The 25,924-nt window shown below is 59.4% G+C and carries 23 protein-coding genes; all 23 read left to right on the plus strand.

Going from position 1 to position 25,924, the window contains the following annotated elements; genetic code table 11:
• The 23 genes from VGL38_02010 (at nt 1) to greA (ending at nt 25,922) form a co-directional block, all read left to right on the plus strand.
• A complete protein-coding gene (locus VGL38_02010; GenBank protein ID HEY3294192.1) occupies nt 1–915 on the plus strand; it encodes a hypothetical protein in 915 nt (304 codons plus the stop codon).
• Nucleotides 912–1,892, plus strand: a complete 981-nt coding sequence (locus VGL38_02015) for a VWA domain-containing protein (GenBank protein HEY3294193.1) — start codon at nt 912–914, stop codon at nt 1,890–1,892. The genes VGL38_02010 and VGL38_02015 overlap by 4 nt, the downstream gene beginning before the upstream one ends.
• The gene (locus VGL38_02020) at nt 1,889–2,953 is read left to right on the plus strand and encodes a VWA domain-containing protein (protein ID HEY3294194.1); all 1,065 of its coding nucleotides are present in this window, start codon (nt 1,889–1,891) and stop codon (nt 2,951–2,953) included. Before VGL38_02015 ends, VGL38_02020 begins: the two co-directional genes overlap by 4 nt.
• Nucleotides 2,950–3,687 carry a tetratricopeptide repeat protein gene (locus VGL38_02025; GenBank protein ID HEY3294195.1) on the plus strand — a complete coding sequence of 246 codons (738 nt, stop codon included), beginning with the start codon at nt 2,950–2,952 and terminating at the stop codon, nt 3,685–3,687. The genes VGL38_02020 and VGL38_02025 overlap by 4 nt, the downstream gene beginning before the upstream one ends.
• Complete coding sequence (locus tag VGL38_02030) at nt 3,684–5,480, plus strand: BatD family protein (protein HEY3294196.1); 1,797 nt, start codon at nt 3,684–3,686, stop codon at nt 5,478–5,480. The genes VGL38_02025 and VGL38_02030 overlap by 4 nt, the downstream gene beginning before the upstream one ends.
• Nucleotides 5,477–6,229 (plus strand): tetratricopeptide repeat protein, encoded by a 753-nt coding sequence (locus VGL38_02035; GenBank protein HEY3294197.1) that lies wholly within the window; start codon nt 5,477–5,479, stop codon nt 6,227–6,229. Before VGL38_02030 ends, VGL38_02035 begins: the two co-directional genes overlap by 4 nt.
• Nucleotides 6,230–6,328: 99 nt before the next feature.
• Complete coding sequence (locus VGL38_02040) at nt 6,329–7,390, plus strand: glycosyltransferase family 2 protein (protein HEY3294198.1); 1,062 nt, start codon at nt 6,329–6,331, stop codon at nt 7,388–7,390.
• Nucleotides 7,384–10,317, plus strand: a complete 2,934-nt coding sequence (locus tag VGL38_02045; GenBank protein HEY3294199.1) for a DUF2723 domain-containing protein — start codon at nt 7,384–7,386, stop codon at nt 10,315–10,317. The genes VGL38_02040 and VGL38_02045 overlap by 7 nt, the downstream gene beginning before the upstream one ends.
• 48 nt (nt 10,318–10,365) lie before the next feature.
• On the plus strand, nt 10,366–11,133 hold the full coding sequence (locus VGL38_02050; protein ID HEY3294200.1) for a hypothetical protein: 768 nt from the start codon (nt 10,366–10,368) through the stop codon (nt 11,131–11,133).
• Nucleotides 11,134–11,273: 140 nt separating this feature from the next.
• Nucleotides 11,274–11,732 (plus strand): 5-(carboxyamino)imidazole ribonucleotide mutase, encoded by a 459-nt coding sequence (purE, locus tag VGL38_02055; protein ID HEY3294201.1) that lies wholly within the window; start codon nt 11,274–11,276, stop codon nt 11,730–11,732.
• Nucleotides 11,729–12,442 carry a polyprenol monophosphomannose synthase gene (locus VGL38_02060; protein ID HEY3294202.1) on the plus strand — a complete coding sequence of 238 codons (714 nt, stop codon included), beginning with the start codon at nt 11,729–11,731 and terminating at the stop codon, nt 12,440–12,442. The genes purE and VGL38_02060 overlap by 4 nt, the downstream gene beginning before the upstream one ends.
• A complete protein-coding gene (locus VGL38_02065; protein ID HEY3294203.1) occupies nt 12,442–13,302 on the plus strand; it encodes a glycosyltransferase family 2 protein in 861 nt (286 codons plus the stop codon). Before VGL38_02060 ends, VGL38_02065 begins: the two co-directional genes overlap by 1 nt.
• A 51-nt stretch (nt 13,303–13,353) precedes the next feature.
• On the plus strand, nt 13,354–14,394 hold the full coding sequence (locus VGL38_02070) for an acetyl-CoA carboxylase carboxyltransferase subunit alpha (GenBank protein HEY3294204.1): 1,041 nt from the start codon (nt 13,354–13,356) through the stop codon (nt 14,392–14,394).
• Nucleotides 14,363–14,800 (plus strand): thioesterase family protein, encoded by a 438-nt coding sequence (locus tag VGL38_02075; GenBank protein HEY3294205.1) that lies wholly within the window; start codon nt 14,363–14,365, stop codon nt 14,798–14,800. Before VGL38_02070 ends, VGL38_02075 begins: the two co-directional genes overlap by 32 nt.
• Complete coding sequence (locus VGL38_02080; protein HEY3294206.1) at nt 14,797–15,780, plus strand: NAD-dependent epimerase/dehydratase family protein; 984 nt, start codon at nt 14,797–14,799, stop codon at nt 15,778–15,780. The genes VGL38_02075 and VGL38_02080 overlap by 4 nt, the downstream gene beginning before the upstream one ends.
• Nucleotides 15,777–18,722 (plus strand): DEAD/DEAH box helicase, encoded by a 2,946-nt coding sequence (locus VGL38_02085; protein ID HEY3294207.1) that lies wholly within the window; start codon nt 15,777–15,779, stop codon nt 18,720–18,722. The genes VGL38_02080 and VGL38_02085 overlap by 4 nt, the downstream gene beginning before the upstream one ends.
• A complete protein-coding gene (locus VGL38_02090) occupies nt 18,719–20,239 on the plus strand; it encodes an acetyl-CoA carboxylase biotin carboxylase subunit (GenBank protein HEY3294208.1) in 1,521 nt (506 codons plus the stop codon). The genes VGL38_02085 and VGL38_02090 overlap by 4 nt, the downstream gene beginning before the upstream one ends.
• Nucleotides 20,240–20,247: 8 nt before the next feature.
• Nucleotides 20,248–20,745: a biotin/lipoyl-containing protein gene (locus VGL38_02095; protein ID HEY3294209.1), complete on the plus strand. Its 498-nt coding sequence runs from the start codon at nt 20,248–20,250 to the stop codon at nt 20,743–20,745.
• Nucleotides 20,746–20,813: 68 nt separating this feature from the next.
• On the plus strand, nt 20,814–22,415 hold the full coding sequence (locus VGL38_02100) for a methylmalonyl-CoA mutase family protein (protein ID HEY3294210.1): 1,602 nt from the start codon (nt 20,814–20,816) through the stop codon (nt 22,413–22,415).
• Nucleotides 22,412–23,197, plus strand: coding sequence for a biotin--[acetyl-CoA-carboxylase] ligase (locus tag VGL38_02105; protein HEY3294211.1), 786 nt, complete (start codon nt 22,412–22,414; stop codon nt 23,195–23,197). The genes VGL38_02100 and VGL38_02105 overlap by 4 nt, the downstream gene beginning before the upstream one ends.
• Nucleotides 23,194–23,964 (plus strand): type III pantothenate kinase, encoded by a 771-nt coding sequence (locus VGL38_02110; GenBank protein HEY3294212.1) that lies wholly within the window; start codon nt 23,194–23,196, stop codon nt 23,962–23,964. Before VGL38_02105 ends, VGL38_02110 begins: the two co-directional genes overlap by 4 nt.
• Nucleotides 23,961–25,430: an N-acetylmuramoyl-L-alanine amidase gene (locus tag VGL38_02115; GenBank protein HEY3294213.1), complete on the plus strand. Its 1,470-nt coding sequence runs from the start codon at nt 23,961–23,963 to the stop codon at nt 25,428–25,430. The genes VGL38_02110 and VGL38_02115 overlap by 4 nt, the downstream gene beginning before the upstream one ends.
• Before the next feature lie 12 nt (nt 25,431–25,442).
• Nucleotides 25,443–25,922, plus strand: a complete 480-nt coding sequence (gene greA / locus VGL38_02120; protein HEY3294214.1) for a transcription elongation factor GreA — start codon at nt 25,443–25,445, stop codon at nt 25,920–25,922.
• The last annotated feature ends 2 nt before the right edge of the window (nt 25,923–25,924 follow it).

Genomic DNA, 25,924 nt, shown 5'->3' on the forward strand with positions numbered 1-25,924 from the left:
ATGCGCGCAGCCCTCGTCTTTCTCATTTTAGCGGTCTTGTCCACGGCGGCTGTCTCGGCGGAAGTGGCGGCGACGCTGGCTCCGCAAATGGCGCATGTGGGCGATACGCTGCGGCTCGAACTGCGTTTGAACGGTGCGGGCGGGCGCACGGTGCAATTCCCCCGGAGGCTTGAGGACAAGGTCAGTGTGCTGAAGGTGGATTCCTCGCGGCTGACTTCGCAGGCGACTATCGGTTACACCATTGCTCTGTACGACACCGGACATTTCACCCTCTCGGATTATCCTGTGGTGCTGGGACGCGGTGCGGCGGCGGAGACGCTGTACACTCCGGCGGTGTCGGTGGCGATTACACCGGTGACACCGGATACGGCGGCGGCGATCCGGCCCAATAAGCCGTACCGGGAGCATCCTTTCCAGTGGCGAGAATTGTTGGGTTACTGGTGGCTTCCCGCCGGGATTGCTATTGCCTTTGCGGCGTGGTGGATCTGGCGCAAATTCTTCTCGCGGAAGGCCAAGGAAGAGGCCGCGGCGGCGATACCGCTCTTGCCACCTCACGATGAAGCCGTGCGCAGCCTGATTGAACTCAAAAGCAAGAACTATCCGGCGCGCGGCATGCTCAAAGAGTTTTTCAGCGAATACTCCCTGATTATGCGACGCTATCTGGAACGGCGCTACGAATTCCCGGCGCTGGAGATGACCACCTTCGATCTGGCGCGGCACTTGGAAGAGTCTTCCCTGCCCGACGCTCTCGAACAGAGACTGCTGCCTGTGCTGCGGGAAGCGGATCTGGTGAAGTTTGCCAAGCATGTACCGGATTTCCGGATGTGTGAAGCGCACATCGACTCCGGATTCGAATTGGTAGACCTCACCAAAGAGCGCCCGCAACCGGAACTGGCGGAGGAGAAGGCCGCATGACCTTTGCCCATCCGCAATTCCTGTGGGGACTGCTCATCCTGCCGGTGCTCATCTACTTCCATTTTTTCCGGGAAGGCCAGCGCCGCAGCGACTTCCGTTACCCGACTCTGACTCATTTGAAGGGGCTCTCGGGAGGCCGCACGTGGATGCGGCATCTGCCGTTCGTGCTCAGGCTGCTGGGGATTGGCTTCCTTTGTGTGGTGATGGCCAGGCCGCAGGCCTTCGGCAGGGAAACCCGGAGCAATGTGGAGGGCATCGACATCATTCTATGCCTGGACACATCGGGGTCCATGGCGGCGGAGGACTTAAAGCCCAGCCGCATCGAGGCCGCAAAGAATGTGGCGGCAGATTTTGTCAAAGGCCGTGTGTCTGATCGCATCGGCATCGTGCCGTTTGCGGCACAGAGCTTTACGCAATGCCCGCTGACAACGGACTATTCGATTCTGGTCAGCCTTATCGGCGATTTGCGGCTGGGAATGGTGGAGGACGGCACGGCCATCGGCATGGCGTTGGCGACGTCTCTTAACCGGCTGCGCGAGTCCAAGGCCAAGAGCCGGGTGATCATCCTTCTGACGGACGGCCAGAACAATCGCGGCGAGATCGACCCGGTGACGGCGGCGCAAGCGGCCAAGGCGCTGGGGATTCGCATTTATGCGGTGGGCGTGGGCACGCGAGGCTATGCGCCGTTTCCGGTGCAGGATATTTTCGGCAAGCATTACCAGAACATGCCGGTGGATATTGACGAGGACATGCTGAAGCAGGTCGCCAGCCTGACCGGTGGCAAATATTTCCGGGCAACGGATGAGAAGAAGCTGGCCGATATCTATAAGGAGATCGATAAGCTGGAGCGTACACGCGTGGACGTGGAGGAGTACCGCCGGGTGGCGGAACTTTACAATCCGTGGCTGTGGGCGGCGCTGCTGTGTCTGTCTCTGGAGTTTCTGCTATCGGCCACTCTGCTGAGGAAGCTGCCATGATCCGCTTCGACCATCCGTGGATGTTGTGGCTGCTGCTTTTGGTGCCGGTGTGGGTTGCCGGAATGATGGTGATGCTGAAGCTCCGGCGGCGAGCCGGCGAGGCGTTTGTGGCGCGGAGCCTGCTGGAACGCGTGGCCTATTCCCTGAGCTTTACCCGGTTGCGGGCGAAGATGATTCTCTGGATCATTGCCTGGGGCCTGCTGGTTGTGGCGGCGGCGGACCCGCAAGTGGGCACCAAGCTCGAAGAGGTCAAGAAGAAGGGGATTGACATCATGCTGGCGGTGGATCTGTCCACCAGTATGCTGTGTGAGGACCTGTCGCCGTCGCGGCTGGAAAATGCCAAGCATGAGATTTCCAAGTTTGTGGATGGCCTGAAGGGTGACCGAGTAGGCATTGTGGCCTTTGCCGGGACGGCCATTGTGCATTGTCCGTTGACCACCGATTACGGCGCAGCCAAGCTGCTGACCAAGGTGATGAACCCGGATCTGATGCCGGAACAGGGAACTGCTATTGCCGATGCGATTGACGCGGCCAAGAAAGCCTTCAACTCGCCGGAAGTCAAAAGCAAGGTGCTGGTGATTATCACTGATGGGGAAGACCACGAGCAGGCGGCGATTGACGCGGCCAAAGAGGCGGCCAAAGAAGGCATCCGGATTTACACCATTGGGGTGGGAACGCCCTCCGGCGCGCCGATTCCGATGAAGAACGGTAAGCCGACGGATAACGGTTTCAAGCGGGACCCCTCCGGGCAGGTTGTGGTGACGCGGCTGAATGAAGTTCTGTTGCAGCAGATTGCCGATGCCGGAAATGGCAAGTATTTGCATGGCACACAGAGCGGCAAGGAACTGGACGCGATCTGGTCGGATATTTCCTCGATGGAGAAGACGGAGTTCGGCAAGAAGCAGTTTACGGCTTTTGAGGACCGCTTCCAGTATCTGGTGCTGCCCGCGCTGCTGCTGCTGCTGGGTGAGTTCTTCCTGTCGGAGCGTAAGGGAAAGTTGTGGATTGTGCGGACCGCGCCGAAAATGATGCGCACCCGCAAAGTGAAGGAGGCGCAATGAGACTACTCTTATGGCTAACTGCGGCCATCCTGAGCATCGGCCTGGCCTATGGATCGCCGCGCACGCAGGTGAAGTCCGGCAACAAGGCGGCGACCAAGGGGGACGCGGACAACGCGTTGACCCATTATGTCCGCGCCTTGCAGCAGAAGGGCGACAGTTCGGTTATCTTTTATGATATGGGCAACGCGCTGTACGACAAGGGGGATTACTCCAATGCGGCGCAGTCTTTTCAGGGGTCGCTGAATCCCCGCGAGTCCAAGGCCGAGCAGGCACAGACCTTCTACAACCTTGGCAACAGCCTCTTTCAGGGCAAGGAATACGAAAAGGCAGCCGGGGCTTATGTGGAATCCCTGAAACGCAATCCGGAAGACCTCGAGGCCAAGTATAACCTTGAACTGGCCCGGCGGATGTTGCAGCAGCAACAGCAGCAACAGCAGCAGAACCAGAATCAGGATCAGAAGGACCAGAAGAAGCAGGATCAAAAGGATCAACAAGACCAGCAGAAGCAAGATCAGCAGGATCAGCAGAAGCAGGACCAGCAGCAGCAACAGAACCAACAAGACCAGCAACAGCAGGACCAGCAGCAACAACAACCGCCGCCGCAAGGTCAGCAGATGAGCCAGCAGGATGCGGAGCGGCTGCTCAATGCCTTGTTGCAGGATGAGCAAAAAGCCCTGAAGGACGCCAAGAAGGTGAAGGTTGCTGCGCGCGCAAAACGGGAGAAGGATTGGTGAGAGCATTTGTCTGGATCTGCCTGCTGGCACTCACCATTCCGGCGCTTGCACAGGAGAAGCTCACCGCGTCGGTGGACCACACTACCGTGCGAGTCGGGGAGATGGTGACCTTGATTCTCAGCTTCTCCGGTGGGGCGAGCGGCGTGAGTGCGCCCACCTTTCCGGCATTGGAGAAACTGCAACTGGCAGGCGGACCCTACACCAGCACCAACTTTTCGATTGTGAATGGCCGCGCGTCCTCCACCATCAGCTACAGCTATTCCTTAATGGCCAGGGAAGCCGGCACGGCGCGGATCGGCGAGGCGGTGGTCAAGTACAAGGGGAAGGAATACAAGAGCGACCCGGTCACCGTGAATGTTCTTGCGGCGGGGGCCGCCGCGCCGGGGAGCGGCAGAAGCGGTGAGAATGCGGATGTGTTTATCCGGGTGATCCCTGACAAAACCGAAGCGTATCTGGGCGAGCAGCTCACCCTGACGTACAAGATTTATTTTGCATCGCAGATTTCCAATCTCGAGCCCACCAAGTCACCGGGAACTACAGGCTTTTGGGTGGAAGATTATCCGATTCCGTCGCAGTTGACGGTCAGCCGGGAAGTCATTAATGGCCGGGCGTACAATACGGCAACATTCAAGAAGATCGCGATCTTTCCGACCAGCGTGGGCAATCTGACGGTTGAGCCGCTATCCATCAGCACGAGGATCCAGCGCTCGGGGCGGCAGCGTTCGCGCGATCCGCTGGACATTTTCAGCGATCCCTTCTTCGGAATGGGCTCGCAGCTTGAACCGATTGAGGTGCAGTCTCCCAGCGTGAAGATCACCGTTAAGCCGCTGCCACAAGTCAGCGTGCCGACGGGGTTTGCAGGCGCGGTGGGAAACTACAAGATTCAGGCGGCACTGGACCGCAATGCCTGCAAGACCGGAGACGCGGTGACGTTGACCGTGACGGTTTCCGGAACGGGCAATATCAAAACTCTGCCCGCGCCGGTGATCAGCTTCCCGACGGATGTAGACCATTACGATCCGGAAGCCAGCGACGATATTCGCCGCACGCAGGCGGACATCAACGGCGTTAAGACCTTCAAGTACGTGGTGATTCCCCGCGCACCGGGCGCACAGGTGATTCCGGCGATTGCTTACCCGTTCTTCGATCCGGACAGGAACAGCTACGCCACGGCAACGGCACCCGAATTGGCGCTGCAGGTCGAGAAGGGGACAGGCGCTTCGGCCTATTCGGGACAGACCATTGCCGAGAAGCGCAAAGTGGAGAGCGTGTCCACCGACATCGCGTTTGTCAAAACCAATCCCGGAAGTTTTCAAACCCTTGGCGATCCTCCCCACATGGGGCTTGGATTCTGGGGGCTCAGTTTGGCGCCGTGGGCGGCTGTTGCTGCGGTGGTGCTGGTTTCGCGCAAGCGGGAAGGCCTTAGCCGAGGCCGGCGGGGAGCCGTGCTCAAAGCGCAAAAGCAGCTTGACCTGGCACAGAAAGCTCTGAAGGCCGGCAAGTCCGAAGCGGTACTGCATCATGTGGCGGCTTCCATGGATACCGTTCTTTCCGGGGCGATTGGAATCGATGTTGCCGACCTGACGGCGGAGCATCTGGCCGAATGCTGGCAGGCGGAACATCTTGATGATGCACTGTTGCAGGATGTGCTGAACGTGCAGCGGGAATGTGATATGGCGCGCTTTGCGGCGGGACTCAGCTCGACGAAATCCTTGCAGGCTCTGATTGAGATGACGCGCGGAGTCGTGGACAAGCTGGGGCGTGCGCAGGTGAAGGAAGGAGCGCGGACATGACTCAGAGAATCTCCATTCTCCTGTTCGCGCTGCTGGCACTGTCCAGCTTGGCGCTGGCCGATGCCCGGTCAGGATTCGAAGAGGGCTTGCGGCTCTATCGCTCCAACGACATCGACGGAGCGATTACGGCCTGGGAGAACGTGGTGCGTCAGGGAGAAGTCAGCGGCCCGCTGTACTATAACTTGGGCAACGCCTACTTTCGGGCGAAGAAATACGGACTGGCAATCCTCAATTATGAACGGGCACACAAATTGTTGCCCCGGGATCATGACGTGGTGGGCAATTTGGACCTGACACGGATGGCAACCGTCGACAAGATCGAGCCCTCTGTACGCCTCGTGGTCTGGAACTGGGTCGACTCTGTGCGGGATCACTTCAGTTTGCATGAATTAGCCATGCTCTTCTATGCGTTCGGTTTTGCCTGCGCGGCCTTTCTGGTGGCAGGGCGACTTGGAGCCCCAAAACTGCGGCAATCCCTGAAGACGGTCACAGTGGTGCTGCTTGTCTTCTATGTTTTGTCCGGAGCATGGTATGTCTGGCGGGCCAGCCTGGATGCCCGACCCTATGGCGTGGTCATGGCGACCAAGACCGATGCCTATTCGGCACCGGATGATGCGTCCAAGCAGTTGTTCTCGTTGCATGAGGGAACTCGCGTGCAGATCGGTGAAAGCCTGTCCGGCTGGGTGAATGTCCGGCTGGTAGATGGCCGGAAAGGCTGGATTCCGCTGCAGTCTCTGGAGAAAATTTAGCAGGGAAATGACGGCGGTCTGACAATCTGAGCTTAGCTGTGCGGGGCAAATGATTTTGCTTGACAATGGCGTGCAGATTGTTTAACTTCTTCGACTTGCATGTCCGAACACGTTTCCAAGGCAGTTCGACCGACAGTCTCGGTTATTGTACTTAATTACAATGGCTTAGATTTTTTACCTCGTTGCCTTGAGACCCTCCAAAACACCTCGTATTCTCCCCTCGAACTCGTCGTCGCAGATAATAACTCTTCTGACGGCAGTCTCGTGTACCTCCAAGAACACTATCCCGGCGTCAGAATCATCGCCTTTACGGAGAATCTTGGGTACAGTGGGGCGTATAATGCTGCCATTGAACAGGTGGACAGTGAGTTTGTAGTGCTCCTGAACTTCGACGTGGAAGTCGAGCCGGATTGGCTGGACCAGTCGATGGAGCTGTTGCTGACTGAGCCGCGTCTGGCGGCCGTTCAGCCGAAACTCAGAGCCTTACAGCGCCGTTCACGGTTTGAGTATGCCGGGGGAAGCGGCGGATTTTTGGATCGGTACGGGTACCCGTTTCTGCGCGGCAGGGTGTTTGACTGCCTTGAGGAAGACCACGGTCAATATGATGACGTGGTTCCGGTGCTCTGGGCCACTGGCGCTGCCTTGGTGACGCGCCGCACGGCATATTTTCAGGCAGGAATGCTGGATGCGGATTTCTTCCTGCATATGGAAGAGATTGATTTGTGCTGGCGGTATCGGTTGATGGGGTGGGAAGTCCGGGTAGCCCCCAAAGGCGTTGTCTACCACTATTCGGGTGCGGCCCTTTCGGCAGAACGGTTTCATAAGATTTATTACAATCACCGCAATAGCCTGGTGATGCTGTTCAAAAATTACGGCATCGGACGGCTCCTGCGGAATTTGCCTGTACGATGGCTGCTGGACAGCATTACGGTGGCGACGTCGCTGTTCCGCAAGGAGCCCAAACGGTCCGCCGCGGTGCTTGCAGCATATTGGTACATGCTTACACATCTGCCGATGCTTGTGGCTAAACGCCGGCGGGTGCAACGAATGCGTACGGTATCGGATCGGGAACTGGACCATGTGATTTTTCCCGGCAGTGTCGTCTGGCGCTACTTCGTGAAAAAACAGAAAACATTTACTCAACTGATAGCAGAATGGTGAAATTCGACACGAACCGGTGGTGCGCTGCTTTTGTCTTCGTCGTGGCATTGATTGTCTATGCCATGTCTATGGCTCCCAGTGAGTCATTTTGGGACTGCGGCGAATTTGCGGCTTGTTCCTACACATTGGCCGTGCCTCACCCACCGGGGACTCCAATGTTCCTGTTGCTGGGGCGCATTTTCTCTCTTCTGCCGTTGTCCTCCGACGTCGCGGTCCGCGTGACCTACATGTCGGTGCTGGCAAGCGCGCTGGCGATTATGCTGGCGTATCTGATTATCGTGCGCGTCATGCGCATGCTGCGCGGACCGGAACAGACTACGATGGACAGGATCATCGCGTACGGCGGTGGTATTGTCGGTTCGTTGAGTCTGGCCTGGTCTTATTCGATGTGGTTTAATGCGGTCGAATCGGAGGTTTACGCGTCCAGCCAGTTCTTCACCCATATTGTAGTGTGGCTGATTCTGGTCTGGTACGAGAAGGCCGATGAAACCGATAACGGACGCTGGCTGCTGCTCATCGCCTACATGATGGGGCTGGCGATTGGCGTCCACTTGCTGAACGTGCTGACCATTCCGGCACTGGCGCTGGTGATCTACTTCCGCCGCCGCGAGTTTGCGATGGGTTCGTTCATCGCTATGCTGGCCGGAACGCTGATGGCGCTGATTCTGGTTTACCCCGGCATTGTCAAGTGGCTGCCGATGTCGGCGAGCCGGATCGGGGCGATGGCGCCGCTGCTGATTACGCTGGCTGTGGGCGCGATCATGTGGTGGTCTGTGAAGAACAAGCACGGTATCATCGCCGTGGCCGCTGCGGGCGCGTTGCTGATTATCGTCGGTTATTCGGCGATGATGGAGATTTACATTCGGTCGGGGATGAACCCGGGCATCGACGAGAACGACCCGGATACCCCAGCGCGCTTCTTTTCCTATTTGAACCGCGAACAGTACGGTGACCGCGCGATTTTCCCGCGGTACTGGAACAACGATCCTGAGTACCATAGCGCCAGCGATTATTTCTGGCGGTACCAGGTGAACAAGATGTTCAACCGTTACCTGTTCTGGCAGTTTATCGGGCGTGAAGGCGCGCCGCACAACGAGTTCCAGGACGCGGGCGTTTCCCCGAAGTACTCGGTGGTGTCCCTGCTTTCCTCCGGCGAACTTTCAGGGGGTGCGCGCTGGCTGGGGATCATTACGTGCGTGCCGTTTTTGCTGGGACTGGCGGGATTTGCCTACCAGTTCTCCAAGGACAAAAAAAGCTGGTTTGTCATCGCCACCCTGTTCTTCATGACCGGGTACGCGATCATCTTATATTTGAATCAGGACAATCCACAGCCGCGCGAGCGGGACTACTCCTACGTGGGGGCATTCTTCGCCTTTGCGATCTGGATCGGGATAGGTGCGTCGGCGGTGATCGAATGGGTGGCGGAGCGGGTCAAGAACCTGCCGTCATCCAACACGCTGGCCCTGGGGACGGCAGGCCTGTTAGTGCTGCTGAGTCCGGTGATTATGCTGGCGCGCAACTACGAAATCGACAAGCGCAGCGGCAACCACGTCGCCGAGGATTACAGCTATAATATGCTGAATTCCTGCGCCCAAAACGGAATCATTTTCACCAACGGTGATAATGATACGTTCCCGGTTTGGTTCTTGCAGGAGGTGAAGCACGTCCGCACGGATGTTCGTGTCGCGAATCTGAGCCTGCTGAATACCGGCTGGTATATCAAGCAGATGAAGAACCGCGAGCCCAAGGTGCCGATTTCCTTCACCGACAGCTACATTGACCGCTACCTCGACGAGCATGATTCCGAAGCTCTGCTGAAGCGCTACTGGCCGCCGGAAAAGCAGAAGGTGGAGCTGAATACTCCCGATGGCAAGATGGTATGGACCATGCCCGCGGCGATGTTCATTCCCATCAGCCAGGACCAGAAGGACCGGCAGAACAACTTCCTGCGGGTTCAGGATATTCTGATTCTGGACATTCTCCGGACCAATTTCGATCCGTCGAAGACCCCGGTGCCGCGCCCGATCTATTTCGCGGTGACGTGCGCCAACAGCAACATGATTGGTCTGCGGGACTTTCTGACCTTCGAGGGGCTGGTGTTCCGCATCAATCCGCACAAAAACGTGCCGATGGACGCCGACGCTGTCCGCCGCAACTTCTTCACGACCTTCAACGGCCACTTCCGCGGCATCAACGATCCGAACGTCCACTACGACGACAATATCGAGAAGCTGCTGCAGAACTACCGTTCCGGCTTCCTGCAACTGGCGTATTATTATTCGACCCTGCCCGACTCGGCGCCGCAGGCGGAATTGCCTTCGAAGTCAACGGACGAGCTGATTCGCAATTTCGACAAGCTCAGCAACCGGCAGAAGGCTCTGGCGGTCATGCAGCGAATGGAAGAAGCCATTCCCGAAGCGGTGCGGCCTATCAGCAATCCGGAACTGTCGGTGCAGATCGGGCGCATGTACTCGGATCTCGGCAAGCCTGACGAGTACCGCCGCCGGCTGGAAACCGCCTCATCCCGTCCGGATCTGCGGCCCGAGCAGCAACTGCGTCTCGCCGCTTATTGGGCGTCGTCGTTTAACGACATGACCAAGGCCAATAAGTTAATCGCGGACGCTATCGGGGAAAATCCCGGCACGGATCAGTACTACACGGTGGGCAGGGAGATGTACAGCGCCGGAGCCTACTCGATTGCCGCGGACTATTTCAAGAAGTGCCTTGCACTGAATCAGGATGACGGCCAGGCCATTGGCGGCCTGCTGCAGTGCTATCAGAACATGGGTGACGCTGCCGGCGCCGAGTCGTTGCTCGACGGCTGGGTCACGCGGCATCCGAACGATAAGAGCGCGAAGCAGCGTCTGGACCAGCTTCGCGGACATGTTGCGACGTCCGATACGAACACTCCACGCTCGGTGAATTGAGCGCCTAACGCATAAACCATTTGCCATTTTTTAATGGAGGCTTTGATCATGCTTCGTCTCTTTGGAACCGTTTTGATTTGCTTCATCGTGGTCCTCCTTGTGGGTTCCAGCACCGCATTTGCCTGGGACAGCCCCCAGAAGTACGGCGTCGAAGTCCGTGGCGGCTTCGGCAAATACGACATGGGTGATGTCACTCCCGGAATCGAGTCGTTGAGAAACGATATGAAGAAGCATTCCATCGCTACGACCCTGTCCGAGAAGGATCAGGGACCGATGGGCGGCTTCAGCCTGCTTTTCCGGCCCAGCAAGCATGCGATGTGGGAAATCGGCTTCAACGCGCTCCTGGACGTGGAAAACAAGGCAGAGCAGCAGTTCGGCACGGACACGACGTCCGCCCAGATGCTGATGCATGCCAATGAGTTCTTCGTCAAGGGTAACGCTGTAGCGACGATCACCGACTACTTCCACGTGGATTTCGGCGCCGGTCTTTCCTATTACAATGCCGAACTTCAGGTTCAGGACCGTCTGAACAGCAGCTTCGTCTATGACGCCGTTGGCCGCGCGTTCGGTCTTATCGGTGGCGTGAATGCCGAACTTCTGGTCACGAAGCGCGTCGGCGTCATCCTCGGCGGCGGCGGCCGTATTGCCAACACCAGCAACTTCACCTATTGGGATCCGGTTACCCGTCAGCGCACGTATCTGAAGGTGATCGGCGGCTCGCGTCCCATCGAAGTCAACCTCAGCGGCGCTTATGCGAACGCCGGCCTGCGTTTCTACTTCGATCCGGTCACGAAGCCTGTGGATTTCACGCGCTAATTTCGGCGGATACGGGCACTCGCCCGCTCTATCACTACTTTTCGAAACAGACCATCACGAGTCTTCCCGACAGTGATGGTCTTTTTCCTAAGTCCCCCAAGGTAAGCTCCGTTCCGTGAACGGGTTTGGGAGGTTGTGCGATGGCCAGAGTTCTGGTGGTGATTGGCTCGGCTTCGGACCGCGAGTACTTTGAAGGCGTTGAGTCCCTGGCCGATTTCTTCGGCTTCGAACTCGAAATCGCCGTGCTCTCGGCGCACCGCAATTCCGAGCGGTTACGGGAGAAGTTGGCAACGGCGGCGACGGACGGCACCGAAGTGATCGTGGCCGCGGCAGGAATGGCGGCGCATCTCGCGGGTGTTTGCGCCGCAGAGTCGCTGCTGCCTGTGATCGGCGTGCCGCTGCCGGCGTCCAGTCTGGGCGGCCTCGATGCCCTGCTCTCGACGGTGCAGATGCCGTCCGGTGTTCCCGTGGCCACGGTGGCCATCGGCAAGGCCGGCGCGAAAAACGCGATGGTGCTTGCCGCGCGGATCCTCGCTCTGAAGTATCCCGCCATGACCGAAAAACTGGCGGCGTTCAAAGCGAAGGGAGCGCGCCTGTGAAGGGATTGGTTGTCATTCCCACCTACAACGAGCGCGATACCGTAGACGCGATTCTGGACGCCGTGCTGGCGCAAAATCTCGGGCTGGATGTCCTGTTTGTGGATGATAATTCTCCCGATGGCACGGCCAAGCGGATCAAAGAACGCGCCGCGGCGGACCCGCACGTGAAGCTCATCGAGCGGCCCGGAAAGATGGGACTGGGAACGGCGTACGTGGCCGGCTTCAAATACGCCATTGCCAACGGCTACGACGTCGTCTTCGAAATGGACGCGGACTTCTCCCACGATCCCTCGGCCCTGCCGGTGATGATGGAGAAGATCAAGGATTACGATTTCGTGCTCGGCTCGCGCTACGTCAACGGAATCTCCGTGGTGAACTGGCCTTTGCGGCGCCTGCTGCTCAGCACGTTCGCTTCGAAGTATACGCGGGTCATTACGGGCATGCCGATCATGGATCCGACCGGCGGCTACAAGTGCTTCCGCGTGGACGTGCTCAAAGCCATCGATCTTGACCGCGTGAAATCCGGCGGCTACAGCTTCCAGATCGAGATGAATTTCAAAGCGTGGAAGAAAGGGTTCCGCTGGGTGGAAGTGCCGATCATCTTCGTGGACCGCAGGGTGGGCAATTCGAAAATGTCCAAGGCAATTGTGCGCGAGGCCGTGCTCATGGTTTGGAAACTGCGGCTCCGCTCTATGCTGGGCAAGCTCTGATGACGATTCGCGCGTGTGTGTCGACGTTGATTGTGACCTTCGAGTCCGGGCCGCATATCGGTGTTTGCCTGGACAGTCTGCAGGCGACGTCGCACGAATGGCTGGCCGGCTGTCACGTGGTCGATAATGCGTCGACGGACGGTACGGCGGACGGTATTGCCGAACGCTATCCGTGGGTGCATCTGATCCGCAACCGGGACAACGTGGGCTTTGGCCGCGCGGTCAACCAGGCGGCGCAGGCGGCCTCGGGCGAGTACCTGTTGGTTCTGAATCCCGATACGGTGATCCGTCCGGGAGCGATTGCCGAACTGGTGCGTTTTCTCGACCACCGTCCGGCTGCGGCGGCGTGCGGACCGAAAATCGTGGATTTGCAGGGCAACTTCCAGTATTATTGCCGGCGCGGTTTTCCCACGCCGATCAATTCGCTTGGGTATCTGTCGGGACTGGACCGGATGTTTCCGTCGAGCCGCAGGCTGGGCGGCTATTACCGCCGGGACATTCCGGCGGATCTGGAAATCATGACCGATTCGCTGGCAGGATGCTTCATGGTGATTCGCCGCGAGCCGTTCGCGGCTGTGGGCGGGTTCGACGAGGACTATTTCCTGTTTGGCGAGGACATTGACCTGTGCTGGAAACTCAAGCACGCGGGTCATGAGGTCTGGTATGTTCCATCGGCGCTGGTGGAACACCGCAAAGGCGCGAGTATGAGCCATGCGCGGGATACGGCGCGGCGCGAGTTCTACCGTTCGATGAAACTGTTTATGGACAAGCGGCTGACTTCGCACTACTCTCCGGTCACGCTGGCCATTGCAAAAATGGGAGTGGACGTCGTGGCGCTTCTGGAACGGCGCTTCCGGTAGGAGGCCCTGTTCGGTTCGCGGACGAATCTACTGCGGAAAGGATCTACGTATATGGCAAATCAGACGGCGGAAGCGAAGCAGAGCCCGGCACCGGAACGCGGTGCGGTCGGCACTGCGCGCGGTTCCTTCGCCGATACATTTGTACTCGATTTTGAAAAGCCCGTGGCCGAACTGGAGCGCAAGATTGCCGAGATGCGCGCGATTGCGGCCGGACCGGGCATGAAATCCCTGTCGCAGGAAATTGACCGCATGGAAAAGAAAGCGGCCCACATGCGACAGGAAGTGTATAAGAGTCTCAGCGCGTGGCAAAAGGTGCAGATCGCCCGCCACCCGCGGCGTCCCTATACCCTTGACTATGTACAGCGGATCTGTGATTCGTGGCTGGAACTGCACGGCGACCGTGGTTTTGCCGATGATCATGCGCTGGTGACAGGCATGGCGGAAATCGGCGGCGAGAAGTTGATGGTCATCGGCCACCAGAAAGGCCGCGGCACCAAGGACAATCTCTTCCGCAATTTTGCGATGGCGAGCCCCGAAGGTTACCGCAAGGCGCTGCGCTTCATGAAGCTGGCTGCCAAGTTCAACCGCCCGGTGCTGACGCTGATCGACACTCCCGGCGCTTATCCCGGGCTCGGCGCGGAAGAGCGCGGACAGGCCGAAGCGATTGCGCGGAACCTGTTTGAGATGGCGCGGCTTCCCGTGCCGGTGATTGCGGTGGTGATCGGTGAAGGCGGTTCGGGCGGCGCGCTGGCGCTGTCGGTGGCCGATGAAATTCACATGCTGGAGCATTCGATCTATTCGGTGATCTCGCCGGAAGGCTGTGCGTCGATTCTCTACCGCGATGCGGGACAGGCGGCACAGGCAGCCGAGGCCTTGAAGCTTACCGCGCAGGATTTGTTGGGTCTGAAGGTGATTGACGGCATCATCGAAGAGCCGGTGGGCGGTGCGCATTCGGATCCGGATCTGGCGGCGCAGCGAATTCGCAAGCGGATTCTCGATACCCTGACCCGTCTGAAGAATATGGAACCGGGGCGGCTCGTTACTGCACGGCACGAGAAGTATGAGAAGATCGGATTCTGGGTCGAAGGCTGACGAGCCGGGCCTCGACGGCGTCACCTCGCTGCGCGTCCGCTATGGGGAAACGGACGCCATGGGCTGGGTGTACTACGGAACGTATTTTCTCTATTTTGAAGTGGGCCGTACGGAGCTGATCCGTGCGGCGTGGCGTGCCTACCGCGAGATCGAGGATTCCGGTCTGCGATTGCCGGTCGTGCAGGCGCACTGCCGGTATGTGCGGGGCGCGAAGTACGATGACGTGCTCGACATCCACTCGCGCATGACCCTGCCCAGTGCGTTCCGCGTGCGCTTCGATTATGCCGTGCGGCGGCAGGCAGATCAGGAATTGCTGGCGGAAGGATTCACCGAACATTGTTTTGTTTCGTCCGCGGGAAGTCCGGTCAAGATTCCGGCGGATTTGCGCGCTCTGGTACCGGCATGACGCGGCGCGTTCTGATCACCGGGGGAACCGGATTCCTTGGCAGCCACACGGTTGAAAAGTACCTTGCGGCAGGGTGGACCGTGCGTGCGCTGGTGCGCAATCCTGCCAAGCTCGGCTGGCTGGAGAAACTGCCGATTGAGGTGGCATACGGCACGCTGACGGACCCAGCGTCGCTTGCGGAAGCCGTGAAGGACTGCGATGTGGTGGTGCATTGCGCGGGACTGACCAAGGCCGTGCAGGCGAGTGAGTACTTCCGTATCAATGCCGACGCGACGCGCCAGCTCACGCAGTTGGCGGCAAAGAGCGGAGTCCGGCGTCTGGTGCTGTGTTCGTCGCAGGCAGCCGCCGGACCTTCTTCTCCGGGAAAGCCGGCGCGTGAGGATGATGTTCCCGCACCGATCTCGGACTACGGACGCAGCAAGCTGGCGGGGGAGAGAGCAGTGATTGACGCAGCGGGGGGAATGGAGTGGATTGTGATCCGGCCTCCGTCCATCATCGGTCCGCGCGATGAACAGTTTGTCCCGCTCTTTCGCGGCGTGGTGCGCTACGGAATTTATCCGCGATTCGGCACGGCACGCCGGCGATACAGTTTTGCCGGCGTCCATGACGTGGCGCGGGCGCTGCGCGTTGCCGGGGAGGCGGAACAGGGAGCCAACACGATCTATTTCGTGGCGCATGACGAGGCGCTGGACTGGGGCGAGGCGGCGGCAATCATAGCCGGCTTTGCGCATCGCAAGGTGCGACCGCTGCTGCTGCCGGAATGTGTGGTGCGCATCGTTGGAAGTCTTGCGGATCGTTATGCCTCACTGAGCGGCAAACCCCAGCTTCTGAGTGGCGACAAGTTCCGCGAAATCCTTGCGCCGGAGTGGAGGTGTTCTGTGGAGAAGATCCGCAGCGCCTGGGGCTTTACATGCACATGGTCGCGCGAGCAGACATTGCGCGAGACCTATGAGAGCTATCGGAATTCGGGCTTGTTGTGAGTGAAGGCGGTCACGGCGTGATCTCGATTGACAGATTGATTGCGAGTCTTGATCCGGAGTTGCAGCGTGGAATTCAGTTCCGCGAATCCCTGCCGCCGAAGGATGCCGTGTATGGAGAGCTGAATCCCCCGCTGCCCGCGCCGTTATGTGACGGGCTGGCGTCGCTGGGAATTCAGCAGCTCTATTCGCATCAGACCTCCGCGATTGAGGCCGTGCGCCGGGGTGAAAATGTGGTGGTGGTTACACCCACGGCCAGCGGCAAAACGCTGACCTATTTTCTGCCTGTCGCCGAAGCCGTTCTGAAGGATCCGCAGAGCAGCGCGCTGGTGCTTTTTCCGCTGAAGGCACTGGAACAGGACCAGCGCGGCAAGATCGCCCACTGGCAGAAGCAGCTCGCGAACGTGCTGCCGCTGACGGCGGAGATTTATGACGGCGACACCGCGAAGAATCTGCGCGCCAGGATCAAACAGAAGCCGCCGCACTTTCTGATTTCCAATCCCGACATGCTGCATCAGGCGATTCTTGCCTATCATCAGGGATGGGACCATTTCTTCCGGCGGCTCAAGTACATCGTGATCGATGAACTGCATGCGTATCGCGGAGTGTTCGGGTCGCACATTCTGCAAGTCTTCAAGCGGCTGTCGCGGCTGCTGGCGTATCACGACGTGCATCCGCAGTTCATCTGTCTCTCGGCGACCATTGCCAACCCGCTGGAACTTGCGCAAACCCTGACGGACCGCCCCTTCACCCTGATTCAGGAGTCCGGCGCGCCGCTGGGCGGCAAGGACGTGGTGTTCGTTAATTCGCAGACGACGATGACGAGCACGGTGACCAAGCTGTTCATGAAGGCGCTGGACCAGGGGCTGAAGACGATTGTCTTCACCAAGTCGCGGGTAAACACTGAGATCATCTACCGCTCGATCATCGAAACGCGCCCTGATCTTGCCGCGCACGTGAGTTCTTACCGCGCGGGATTCCTGCCCGAGGAGCGGCGCGAAATCGAACAAAAGATGGCCAGCGGTGTGCTGCGCGGAGTGGTGTCCACCAGCGCGCTGGAACTCGGCATTGACATCGGAGGATTGGACGTCTGCATTCTGGCCGGATATCCCGGCAGCATGATGTCTTTCTGGCAGCGTTCGGGACGCGTGGGACGGCGCGGCGACGAGAGCGTGATCTTTCTTGTGGCAGGGTACGATGCGCTGGACCAGTATTTCCTGTCGAACCCGCAGCAGCTCTTAGGGCGCTCGTTCGAGTCGGCGCTGATCAACAACTCCAACGAAGAAATTCTCAAGGCGCATCTTCCCGCCGCGGCGGCGGAGATCCCGTTGATGACGGAAGACCCGTACATCGACGTGGTGCGCCATAAGGATGTGATCGAAGATCTGGAACGCCAGGGACTGCTGGTGCGGAGCGCGTCGGGACAGCAATGGTTTTCGGGGGCGAGCCGTCCGCACAGCGCCGTAAGCCTGCGCAATATCGGCGGCACGTTCGAAGTCATGTGCGCCGATAATCCGCGTCCCATGGGAGAAATTTCCGGCGGCTCCGTCTTCCGCGAATGCCACGAAGGCGCAATTTATCTGCACCGCGGCGAACAGTTCTTTGTAGAAAAGCTCGACCTCGAAAAGAAGCAGGTGCGCGTGCGCCCTGTGCAAACCACCATCTACACGATGGTGCGGTCGGAGAAACAGACGGAGATCATCGACGACCGCGAGCGCAAAACTGTGCGGTCGTTTGTTGTTCATGTCGGCAAAGTGAAGGTTACCGAGACCTATCACAGTTTCGAACGGCGCCGCGTCTATTCGCAGGAACTGCTTTCCGTAGAGCCGCTCGATTTGCCGCCGCAGAGTTATGTCACCAGCAGCATCTGGGTGGAAATTCCCACGGCCCTTGGCGACTCGCTTGCCAAAGATGATCTGCATTTCATGGGCGGCATTCACGCGGTGGAGCATGCAGCGATTTCGATGATTCCCCTGTTTGCACTCTGCGACCGCAATGATGTGGGTGGTATTACCTTCACGCGGCATAAGCAGCTTACCGGCGGCGCGATCTTTTTCTATGACGGTTATCCGGGCGGGGCGGGGATTGCCGAATACAACTATTCGATCATTGAAGAGTTGCTGCGGCGGACGCTGAACTTGATCGAGAACTGCCCATGCGAAGACGGCTGTCCTTCCTGCATTCAGTCGCCCAAGTGCGGCTCAGGCAATAAGCCGCTGGACAAACAGGCGTCGATTCGCGCGCTGAAATATCTGTTGCGCGAGCCCGGCGAAGACGAGGACGTGGAAGAGTCGCAAGCGGCCATCGTGGCTGAAGCGCCGCAAGAAGCCGTTGAAGTGATCGACTGGCAGCCGCAGTCCATCCCCGCAGGCAAACGTGTGCTGGTCTTCGACCTCGAAACGCAACGCTCCGCCGATGAAGTAGGAGGCTGGTCCGAAGCCCGCCACATGCGGCTTGCCGTTGGCGCCGTGTGGGATAGTCTCACGGGCGAGATATCAACCTACGATGAATCGCGTGTGGCCGACCTGCTGGCGCATTTGAAGAGTGCCGATCTGGTGGTAGGGTACAATGTTGTGCGCTTCGATTACGAGGTGTTGCGCGGGTATACCTTCGAGAACCTGAACCGCCTGCACACGTTGGATCTGCTGACTGCGGTCACGGGTTCGCTGGGCAGGCGGCTGAAGCTGGATACGCTGGCACGAGCTACTCTGAATGCCGCAAAGAGTGCGGACGGCCTGCAATCGCTGGAGTGGTTTAAGGCCGGACAGATGGATCTGGTGACGGAATACTGTATCCACGACGTGGAAATTACGCGGGACTTGTTGCTGTTCGCCCTGGCGAACGGCTATTTGCTTTACGAAAGAAAAGATGTGGGACAAGTGCGCATTCCCTTGCGTCTCAACTTGACCGACTTCATGGCACATCCGGAGGCGCTTGCTTCATGATCAAGAGTGTATTAATTGCCAATCGGGGAGAAATCGCGGTGCGCATCGCGCGTACCTGCCGCGAAATGGGAATCCGGACGATTGGCGTATATTCCGAGGCGGACCGCAATGCGATGCACGTGAGCGTAATGGATGAAGCGCACGACATCGGCCCCGCTCCGGCTACCGAAAGCTACCTGCGGCAGGACCGTTTGCTGGCCGTTGCAGCGCGTACCAAGGCCGAGGCGGTGCATCCCGGCTATGGGTTTCTCGCCGAAAACGCGGTCTTCGCGCAGCACGTGGCCGAAGCAGGTCTGATCTGGGTTGGACCGCCCGCCTCCGCCATCGCCGCCATGGGATCGAAGACCGGGGCGCGAGCGTTAATGTTGAAGGCGAACGTGCCGATATTGCCCGGAAGCGAGGGTCCGATCCGCGCGGCGAAGGACGGCGAATTGTTCGCCAAGAAGGTTGGTTATCCAATCCTACTCAAAGCGGTCGCCGGCGGTGGGGGAAAGGGCATGCGTGTCGTGCATGGCCGTGAAGAGATGTGGAATGCGTTTGAAGCGGCGGGGCGTGAAGCCGCGGCGGCTTTCGGCGACGGCGCGGTGTACGGTGAAAAGTACTTGCCACGCGCCCGGCACATCGAAATTCAGATCATGGCCGATCAGCACGGCAACGTTGTCTATCTGGGCGAACGGGAGTGCTCGATCCAGCGGCGGCATCAGAAGATCATCGAAGAATCGCCGTCGGTGGCCGTGAGTTCAACGCTGCGTCAGCGCATGGGCGACGTCGCCGTGGCCGCGGCCAAGGCCTGTGGTTACACGAATGCGGGTACGGTGGAAATGCTGCTCGATGAGAACGGCAAGTTCTATTTCCTTGAAATGAACACTCGGCTGCAGGTCGAGCATCCTGTGACTGAAGAGATCACCGGATTGGATCTGGTGCGGATGCAGTTGGATGTCGCGGCGGGCGGGAAGCTAAGTCTGTCGCAGGACGAGGTGACGCGTCGCGGTCATGCCATTGAAGTGCGGTTGTATGCGGAAGACGTGCCCGGCGGCTTTCTGCCGTCTACCGGCGTGCTCAAGCGTTTGCGCCCGCCCAGCGGCCCCGGCATTCGTGAAGACAGCGGCCTGCGCGAAGGCGGCGAAGTGACGCGCTTCTACGATCCTATGATCTCCAAACTCATTGTGCGCGCCGAGACGCGTGAGGCCGCGCGGGTGCGGATGATCCGCGCTTTGCAGGAATATCAGATTGCGGGCGTGCGCACAAATATTCCGTTCTGCCTGCATATTCTTAAGGGTGACGCCTTCGCCAAAGGCGACTATCACACGCGCTCGGGGGACACGGAGTTCTATCAGAACTTCCTGGCCGATCAGAATCAGCCGGTGGAGCACGAAGAGACTCTGGCGGCGGCGCTGGCCCACGTCACCGTAATGTCCGAGCGAGCATATGCGGCGACGCCCACGGCCAATGGCGTCACTCCGCAGGATGGCGCATGGCGCGCCTCGGGGAAGAAACGTGCGATGGGAGGCGCGTAAACACATCCATGAGTGAACGACTGACAGTAGAAATCGGTGGACGCGAATACACCGTGGATATTCTTCCCGACCGCACGCTCGTCAACGGCGTGGCGGTGGACATCACGGACGTGGCCGTGGATGGCCACTGCGGATTGACCTTTCGCAAGGATGGCGACATGTTCCGCGCCGTGTTCGAACGCACGCCGGAGAGCTTCGTCTCCTATCAGGGTAGGGAATTGCCCGTAGCTATCGAGACGGATCGCGAACGGTTACTCAAGCAGTTCCTCGGCGGCGCTGAAGAGGTGCATCAGCACGCGGAAGTCCGGGCGTCCATGCCCGGATTGATTGTGCGCATCGGGGCGGAAATCGGCGGGCATGTCACAAAGGGTCACGCCGTCATCATTCTTGAAGCGATGAAAATGGAAAATGAGATTCGCGCGCCGATTGACGGAACCGTGCGCGAAATTCGCGTGCGCAAAGGCCAGCCTGTGGAAAAGGGCGACGTGCTGATGGTGCTGGATTGATGGAAACGCAGGCGCCTTCACCCATTCACCCTTCCGCCGAGCAGCGTGATGCGGCGCGCGAGCGCTGGATGCGCGCGGTCAGCCAGCTTGTGGCACGCCATCCCGAGCGCAAACCGGTCTTCACAACGGACAGCAGCATCGAGGTCGAGCGTCTCTATGATGACGCTCCGCCCGAGGAACTGGGCTATCCCGGTTTCTACCCGTTTACGCGCGGCATTCATCCGAATCTCTATCGCGGCAAACTATGGACGATGCGGCAGTACGCCGGATTCGGGACCGCTGAAGAGTCCAATGCCCGCTACAAGTACCTGCTCTCGCAGGGCACGACCGGGCTTTCGGTAGCGTTCGACCTGCCGACGCAGATCGGCTACGACAGCGATCATCCAGTGGCGGCGGGAGAAGTCGGACGCGTCGGTGTGGCCATCTGCAGTCTCGATGACATGGAGACTCTGCTGGATGGCATCCCGCTGGACCGCATCAGCATCTCCATGACGATCAATGCCACCGCCGCGATTCTCATGGCGCTCTATATTGCGGTGGCGCGCCGCCGGGGCATTCCAGAAGCGAAGCTCGCGGGAACAGTTCAGAATGATATTCTGAAAGAATACATCGCGCGCGGCACATACATTTTTCCGCCGCGCCCGTCCATGCGCCTGGTTACGGATATCGTCGGCTATTGCCGCGAACATCTGCCGCAGTGGAATTCCATGTCGATCTCCGGCTATCACATTCGTGAGGCCGGATCGAACGCGGTGCAGGAACTGGCTTTCACTTTTGCCAATGCCATTGCGTACGTCGATGCGGCCCGGCAGGCGGGGCTGGATGTGGATGAGTTCACGCCGCGACTGGCCTTCTTCTGGGGCTGTCACAATCAGTTATTTGAAGAAGTGGCCAAGTTCCGCGCCGCGAGGCGCATCTGGGCGCGGATCATGAAGGAGCGCTTCGGCGCTCATGATGAGCGCTCGATGATGCTGCGCTTTCACACTCAGACGGCGGGATGCACCCTCACCGCTCAGCAGCCGATGAACAACGCGGCGCGCGTGACCATTCAGGCGCTGGCGGCGGTGCTGGGCGGCACACAAAGTCTGCACACCAATGCGATGGATGAAGCGCTCTCGCTGCCGACGGAGAGTTCCGCGCGGCTGGCGTTGCGCACGCAGCAGATTATCGCGCATGAATCCGGTGTTGCCGACACGGTGGATCCCCTCGGCGGCAGTTACTTCGTGGAAACGCTGACCGCGCAGCTTGAAGAACGCGTATGGGACTATTTGCAGCGCATCGATGCCATGGGCGGCGCAATCCCGGCCATTGAGAAAAAATACTTCCAGCACGAGATTGAGACCGAGGCCTACCGCTACCAGAAAGAGATAGAATCCCACGAACGCATTGTGGTTGGGGTGAATCGCTTCGCCGACGATGCGGAAGTCTCGCCGCCGCTGCTCAGGGTCAATCCTGAACTGGAGGAGCGGCAGAAGCAAAAGCTTGCTGCACTCCGTGCCCGCCGCGACAATGCGCGCGTCGCCGCCGGACTTGCGCGGTTGCGCGCCGCCGCAGAGAGTGACGCGAACCTCCTGCCGTTTCTGATTGAGGCGGTTGAATCGTACGCAACCCTCGGCGAGATCGCAGACGGTCTGCGCGGCGTCTGGGGCGAATTCCGCGACCAGTCATGAGTTGGGATTCCAAACTCTTCAACCTGCATCTGACCACGCGTCGCTTTGGCCGGGAATCCGTCTGGCTCGAAGAACTGGATTCTACCAATCGCTGGTTGATGGAGAATCAGGCGCAGTTCACGATGTCCGGCGGCATCATTGTAACGGACCATCAGACCAGCGGACGCGGACGCCGCGAACGCACGTGGCATGATGCTCCGGGAGACTCGCTGCTGTTCACGGTTCTGCTGCGTCATCCTGCCGACAACACATCGCTGGGATTCCTGAGTCTCACGCCGGCCATCTCACTGGCGCGTGTGCTTCACAAGCGATTCGGCGCGCTGCACCGGGTGTCCGTCAAGTGGCCCAACGACGCGCAGATCAATAGTCGAAAAGTGGCGGGTGTGCTTGGGCAGAGCGTGATTCACGGCATGCAGTCGACGTCAGTGGTCGGTGTCGGCATCAACGCCTATACGCGCCGCGAGGACTTCCCCGAAGAGTGCCGCGACCGTTCGACGTCCATTCTGGCGGAGACCGGAGAGCGTGTACCGCGCGAGATTTTGCTGGCGGAAATGCTTAATCAATGGGAGCCGCTGTTCGACGATCTTCTGGAACGGCGCTTTGACGTGCTGACCGCGCACTGGGAGTCGTTCGGTCCGGCCCGCAGCAGCGCCATCACTCGGCAGGAATCCGGGGAATCGATCACGGGGACATTTGAGGGGTTAGGCAGTCACGGCCAGCTTATGCTGCGGGATGAGCAAGGCGCTCTTCACGAACTTTTTACGGGAGACCTCACATCGTGAGCCGCCGGCTCTTAGCGATTGACATCGGCAACACGCACACCACGCTCGGCCTGTTCGACGGCGTGTCCCTGCGGGAATGCTGGCGCATGGCGACCCGTGCCGCGCGTACCGGCGACGAGTTGTGGATCAGCCTGCGTCAGTTCTTCGAAGGCAGCGGCGTCGACCTACAGGCGCTGGACGCCGTGTCGATTTCTTCCGTTGTGCCCGATCTTACGGCGGCCTATGTGTCGATGTCGAAGAGCCGGTTGCGCCTCGAACCGCTGGTTATCCGCGCCGACTCCGTGCGGAATCTGCGCATCGCCTACGATCCCCCGGCCTCGGTCGGTCCCGACAGGCTTTGCGGCGCTGTGGCCGCCTTTGCAAAATATGGCGGGCCGCTGGTGGTGGTGGATCTCGGAACGGCCACCGTCTTTGATGTGGTGAGCGCCGATGCTGTTTATCTGGGCGGCCTGATCGCCCCCGGTCTGATGACCGCGCTGGAATCCCTGCACACAAAAGCCGCGCTTCTGCCGCGAGTCGAACCGGAGTTTCCGCAAAAAGTAATCGGCGGCAATACGGTCACGGCGATACAATCCGGGATTCTCAATGGCGCGGTGGAAATGGTCAACGGCCTCGTCGCCAGAATCGAGCTGGAAGTGGGCATGGCGGTTAACGTGATTGGCACCGGAGGATTTGCGCTGCTGCTTCAGCCGCATTGCGCTCGGATGCGGCATGTGGAGCCCGATCTTGTCCTGGACGGCATCCGCCTGATTACGGATCAGCAATGAAGCGGATATCGCTCGCGGTGCTTTGTGCGCTGATTCTGTCGCCGGCTCTGATGGCGTCGCAGATTGTTCTGGTCTACCCGCGTGCCGAAGGCGCCGCGCGCACGCACGTGTATGCCGCCACGCTGGACTCGACCTTTGTGCTGGGCCGCGTGGAGCCGCCTTCCGGTGAGTTGTCGGTGAACGGCGCTCCGGTTTCATTCGATAGCCGCGGTGCGTTTCTCGCATGGCTGCCGTTGCGAAAGGCCGCCGGGCAAAGATCCTGGGATTTTGTTCTGAATCAAAAAGGTCAACGTGCGGCAACGCTGAGTTTTCCATACGCGGTTGTTTCCGACACGACGGTGCCGGTGTCCGCAGCGGCTACTGAGAACATAACGTTCCCGCGCGTTCTCCGCGTAACGGCCAACAACGCGCACACCCGTTCGGCGCCGGATGGCACCTATCATGTGTTTCCAGATTCCGGATGCAGAGTGCTGGCGGTGGGGCAAACCGATGGCTACTATCGTGTGAAGCTGTGCGAGGGCTTGGAGGAGTTGCTGGAGAGTTCCTCGGCAACGCTGGATACGTCATCCCGTCTCATCCCCCTGCTCCTCAGAAACGGAGTATGCAGCCGTTCCGGCTCTGCCTCTATAATAGCCATTGGCGCAAGCCGGCCGGTGCCGTGGATCTCCACGCTGAGCCCCGACCGGCGCTCGCTGCGAGTCACGCTGTTTGGCGCGCTGGCGGGAAGCAACCGTATCCGCTACGATGTCCGCGATGAGTTTCTGAGCGGCGTCGAATGGGAACAACTTCCCGGCAGACTGCAACTGGACATTCGCTGTGCGCAGGATATCACTCGCGGTTATACGGTGAGTTTCGCGAACGACAGCTTGCGAATCCATATTCGGGCTCCGTACTTCCCTGAAGATCGCCGGTTGCGCGGAAAGGTGATTGTGCTCGATCCGGGGCATGGCGGCGCATCTTCCGGAACCATTGGCCCTCTTGGCACAGAGGAGAAGGATGTTGTTCTGAAGTGGGCGGAAATGGTGGGCAAGGAGCTGCGCCGGAAGGGTGCGGTCGTCTATTTCACGCGCGAGACGGATACTGATGTTGCTTTGTACGACCGGACGCGACTGGCAGAGCGGCTTCATCCCGATCTCTTTCTCAGCCTGCACTGCAACGCGCTGCCCGACAGCCAGAATCCGTTGCTGCGTCATGGCACTGGGACGTATTACTATCAATCGCAGTCCCGCGATGCGGCGGTGGCGCTGCACACGCAACTTCTAACGGACGGAAAGCTTGCCGATGACGGCCTGTACGATGCGAATTTGGCCGTGGTTCGGCCAACGGATTTTCCCGCAGTGCTCATCGAGGCGGCCTATCTGATCTACCCGCCCGAAGAGCAATTGCTGCGGTCGGACGTCTTTCTCCGCGCTCTGGCACAAGGAGTTGCGCGCGGTCTCAACGATTACTTTCAACGTGTACCATAGGTGGAGATGAGTTTGGACAGGGAATATGTGAGCAAAGCCGGGATGGAAAAGTTGCAGTCCGAGTTGAATGACTGGCGCAACACGAAACGTCCCGCGATGGTCAAGCAGCTCGCAACGGCGCGGGCCCACGGTGATCTTTCCGAGAACGCGGAATACCATGCGGCGCGTGAGGAGCTGACCCGGATCGATCAAAAGATCATGCAACTGGAGGTGGCCATCCGCTCCGCCGTGCTCGTCGATGAGAACAGCGTGAACACCGATCAGGTCCGGCCCTTTACACGGGTGCGCGTGATGGATACCCACAAGAAAACCACGCGCGAATTCGCGCTGGTGTCTGCAACCGAGGCGAATCCCACGGAAGGGAAAATCAGCCACCAGTCGCCCGTGGCGCGCGGGTTGATCGGCGCCAAGGTCGGGCAGACGGTGGAGATTCAGATCCCTTCCGGAACAGTGTCGTGGAAGATTCTCGAAATCCTTCCCTACCAGACGTAAGG

This window comes from bacterium (assembly GCA_036504735.1).
In the GTDB taxonomy this organism is placed as follows: Bacteria; Electryoneota; RPQS01; order RPQS01; family RPQS01; genus DASXUQ01.

Coding starts and splice junctions, on each gene's coding strand:
- VGL38_02010 (HEY3294192.1), top strand. CDS start 1: ATGCGCGCAGCCCTCGTCTTTCTCATTTTAGCGGTCTTGTCCACGGCG.
- VGL38_02015 (HEY3294193.1), top strand. CDS start 912: ATGACCTTTGCCCATCCGCAATTCCTGTGGGGACTGCTCATCCTGCCG.
- VGL38_02020 (HEY3294194.1), top strand. CDS start 1,889: ATGATCCGCTTCGACCATCCGTGGATGTTGTGGCTGCTGCTTTTGGTG.
- VGL38_02025 (HEY3294195.1), top strand. CDS start 2,950: ATGAGACTACTCTTATGGCTAACTGCGGCCATCCTGAGCATCGGCCTG.
- VGL38_02035 (HEY3294197.1), top strand. CDS start 5,477: ATGACTCAGAGAATCTCCATTCTCCTGTTCGCGCTGCTGGCACTGTCC.
- VGL38_02040 (HEY3294198.1), top strand. CDS start 6,329: ATGTCCGAACACGTTTCCAAGGCAGTTCGACCGACAGTCTCGGTTATT.
- VGL38_02045 (HEY3294199.1), top strand. CDS start 7,384: ATGGTGAAATTCGACACGAACCGGTGGTGCGCTGCTTTTGTCTTCGTC.
- VGL38_02050 (HEY3294200.1), top strand. CDS start 10,366: ATGCTTCGTCTCTTTGGAACCGTTTTGATTTGCTTCATCGTGGTCCTC.
- purE (HEY3294201.1), top strand. CDS start 11,274: ATGGCCAGAGTTCTGGTGGTGATTGGCTCGGCTTCGGACCGCGAGTAC.
- VGL38_02065 (HEY3294203.1), top strand. CDS start 12,442: ATGACGATTCGCGCGTGTGTGTCGACGTTGATTGTGACCTTCGAGTCC.
- VGL38_02070 (HEY3294204.1), top strand. CDS start 13,354: ATGGCAAATCAGACGGCGGAAGCGAAGCAGAGCCCGGCACCGGAACGC.
- VGL38_02075 (HEY3294205.1), top strand. CDS start 14,363: ATGAGAAGATCGGATTCTGGGTCGAAGGCTGACGAGCCGGGCCTCGAC.
- VGL38_02080 (HEY3294206.1), top strand. CDS start 14,797: ATGACGCGGCGCGTTCTGATCACCGGGGGAACCGGATTCCTTGGCAGC.
- VGL38_02090 (HEY3294208.1), top strand. CDS start 18,719: ATGATCAAGAGTGTATTAATTGCCAATCGGGGAGAAATCGCGGTGCGC.
- VGL38_02095 (HEY3294209.1), top strand. CDS start 20,248: ATGAGTGAACGACTGACAGTAGAAATCGGTGGACGCGAATACACCGTG.
- VGL38_02100 (HEY3294210.1), top strand. CDS start 20,814: ATGCGCGCGGTCAGCCAGCTTGTGGCACGCCATCCCGAGCGCAAACCG.
- VGL38_02105 (HEY3294211.1), top strand. CDS start 22,412: ATGAGTTGGGATTCCAAACTCTTCAACCTGCATCTGACCACGCGTCGC.
- VGL38_02115 (HEY3294213.1), top strand. CDS start 23,961: ATGAAGCGGATATCGCTCGCGGTGCTTTGTGCGCTGATTCTGTCGCCG.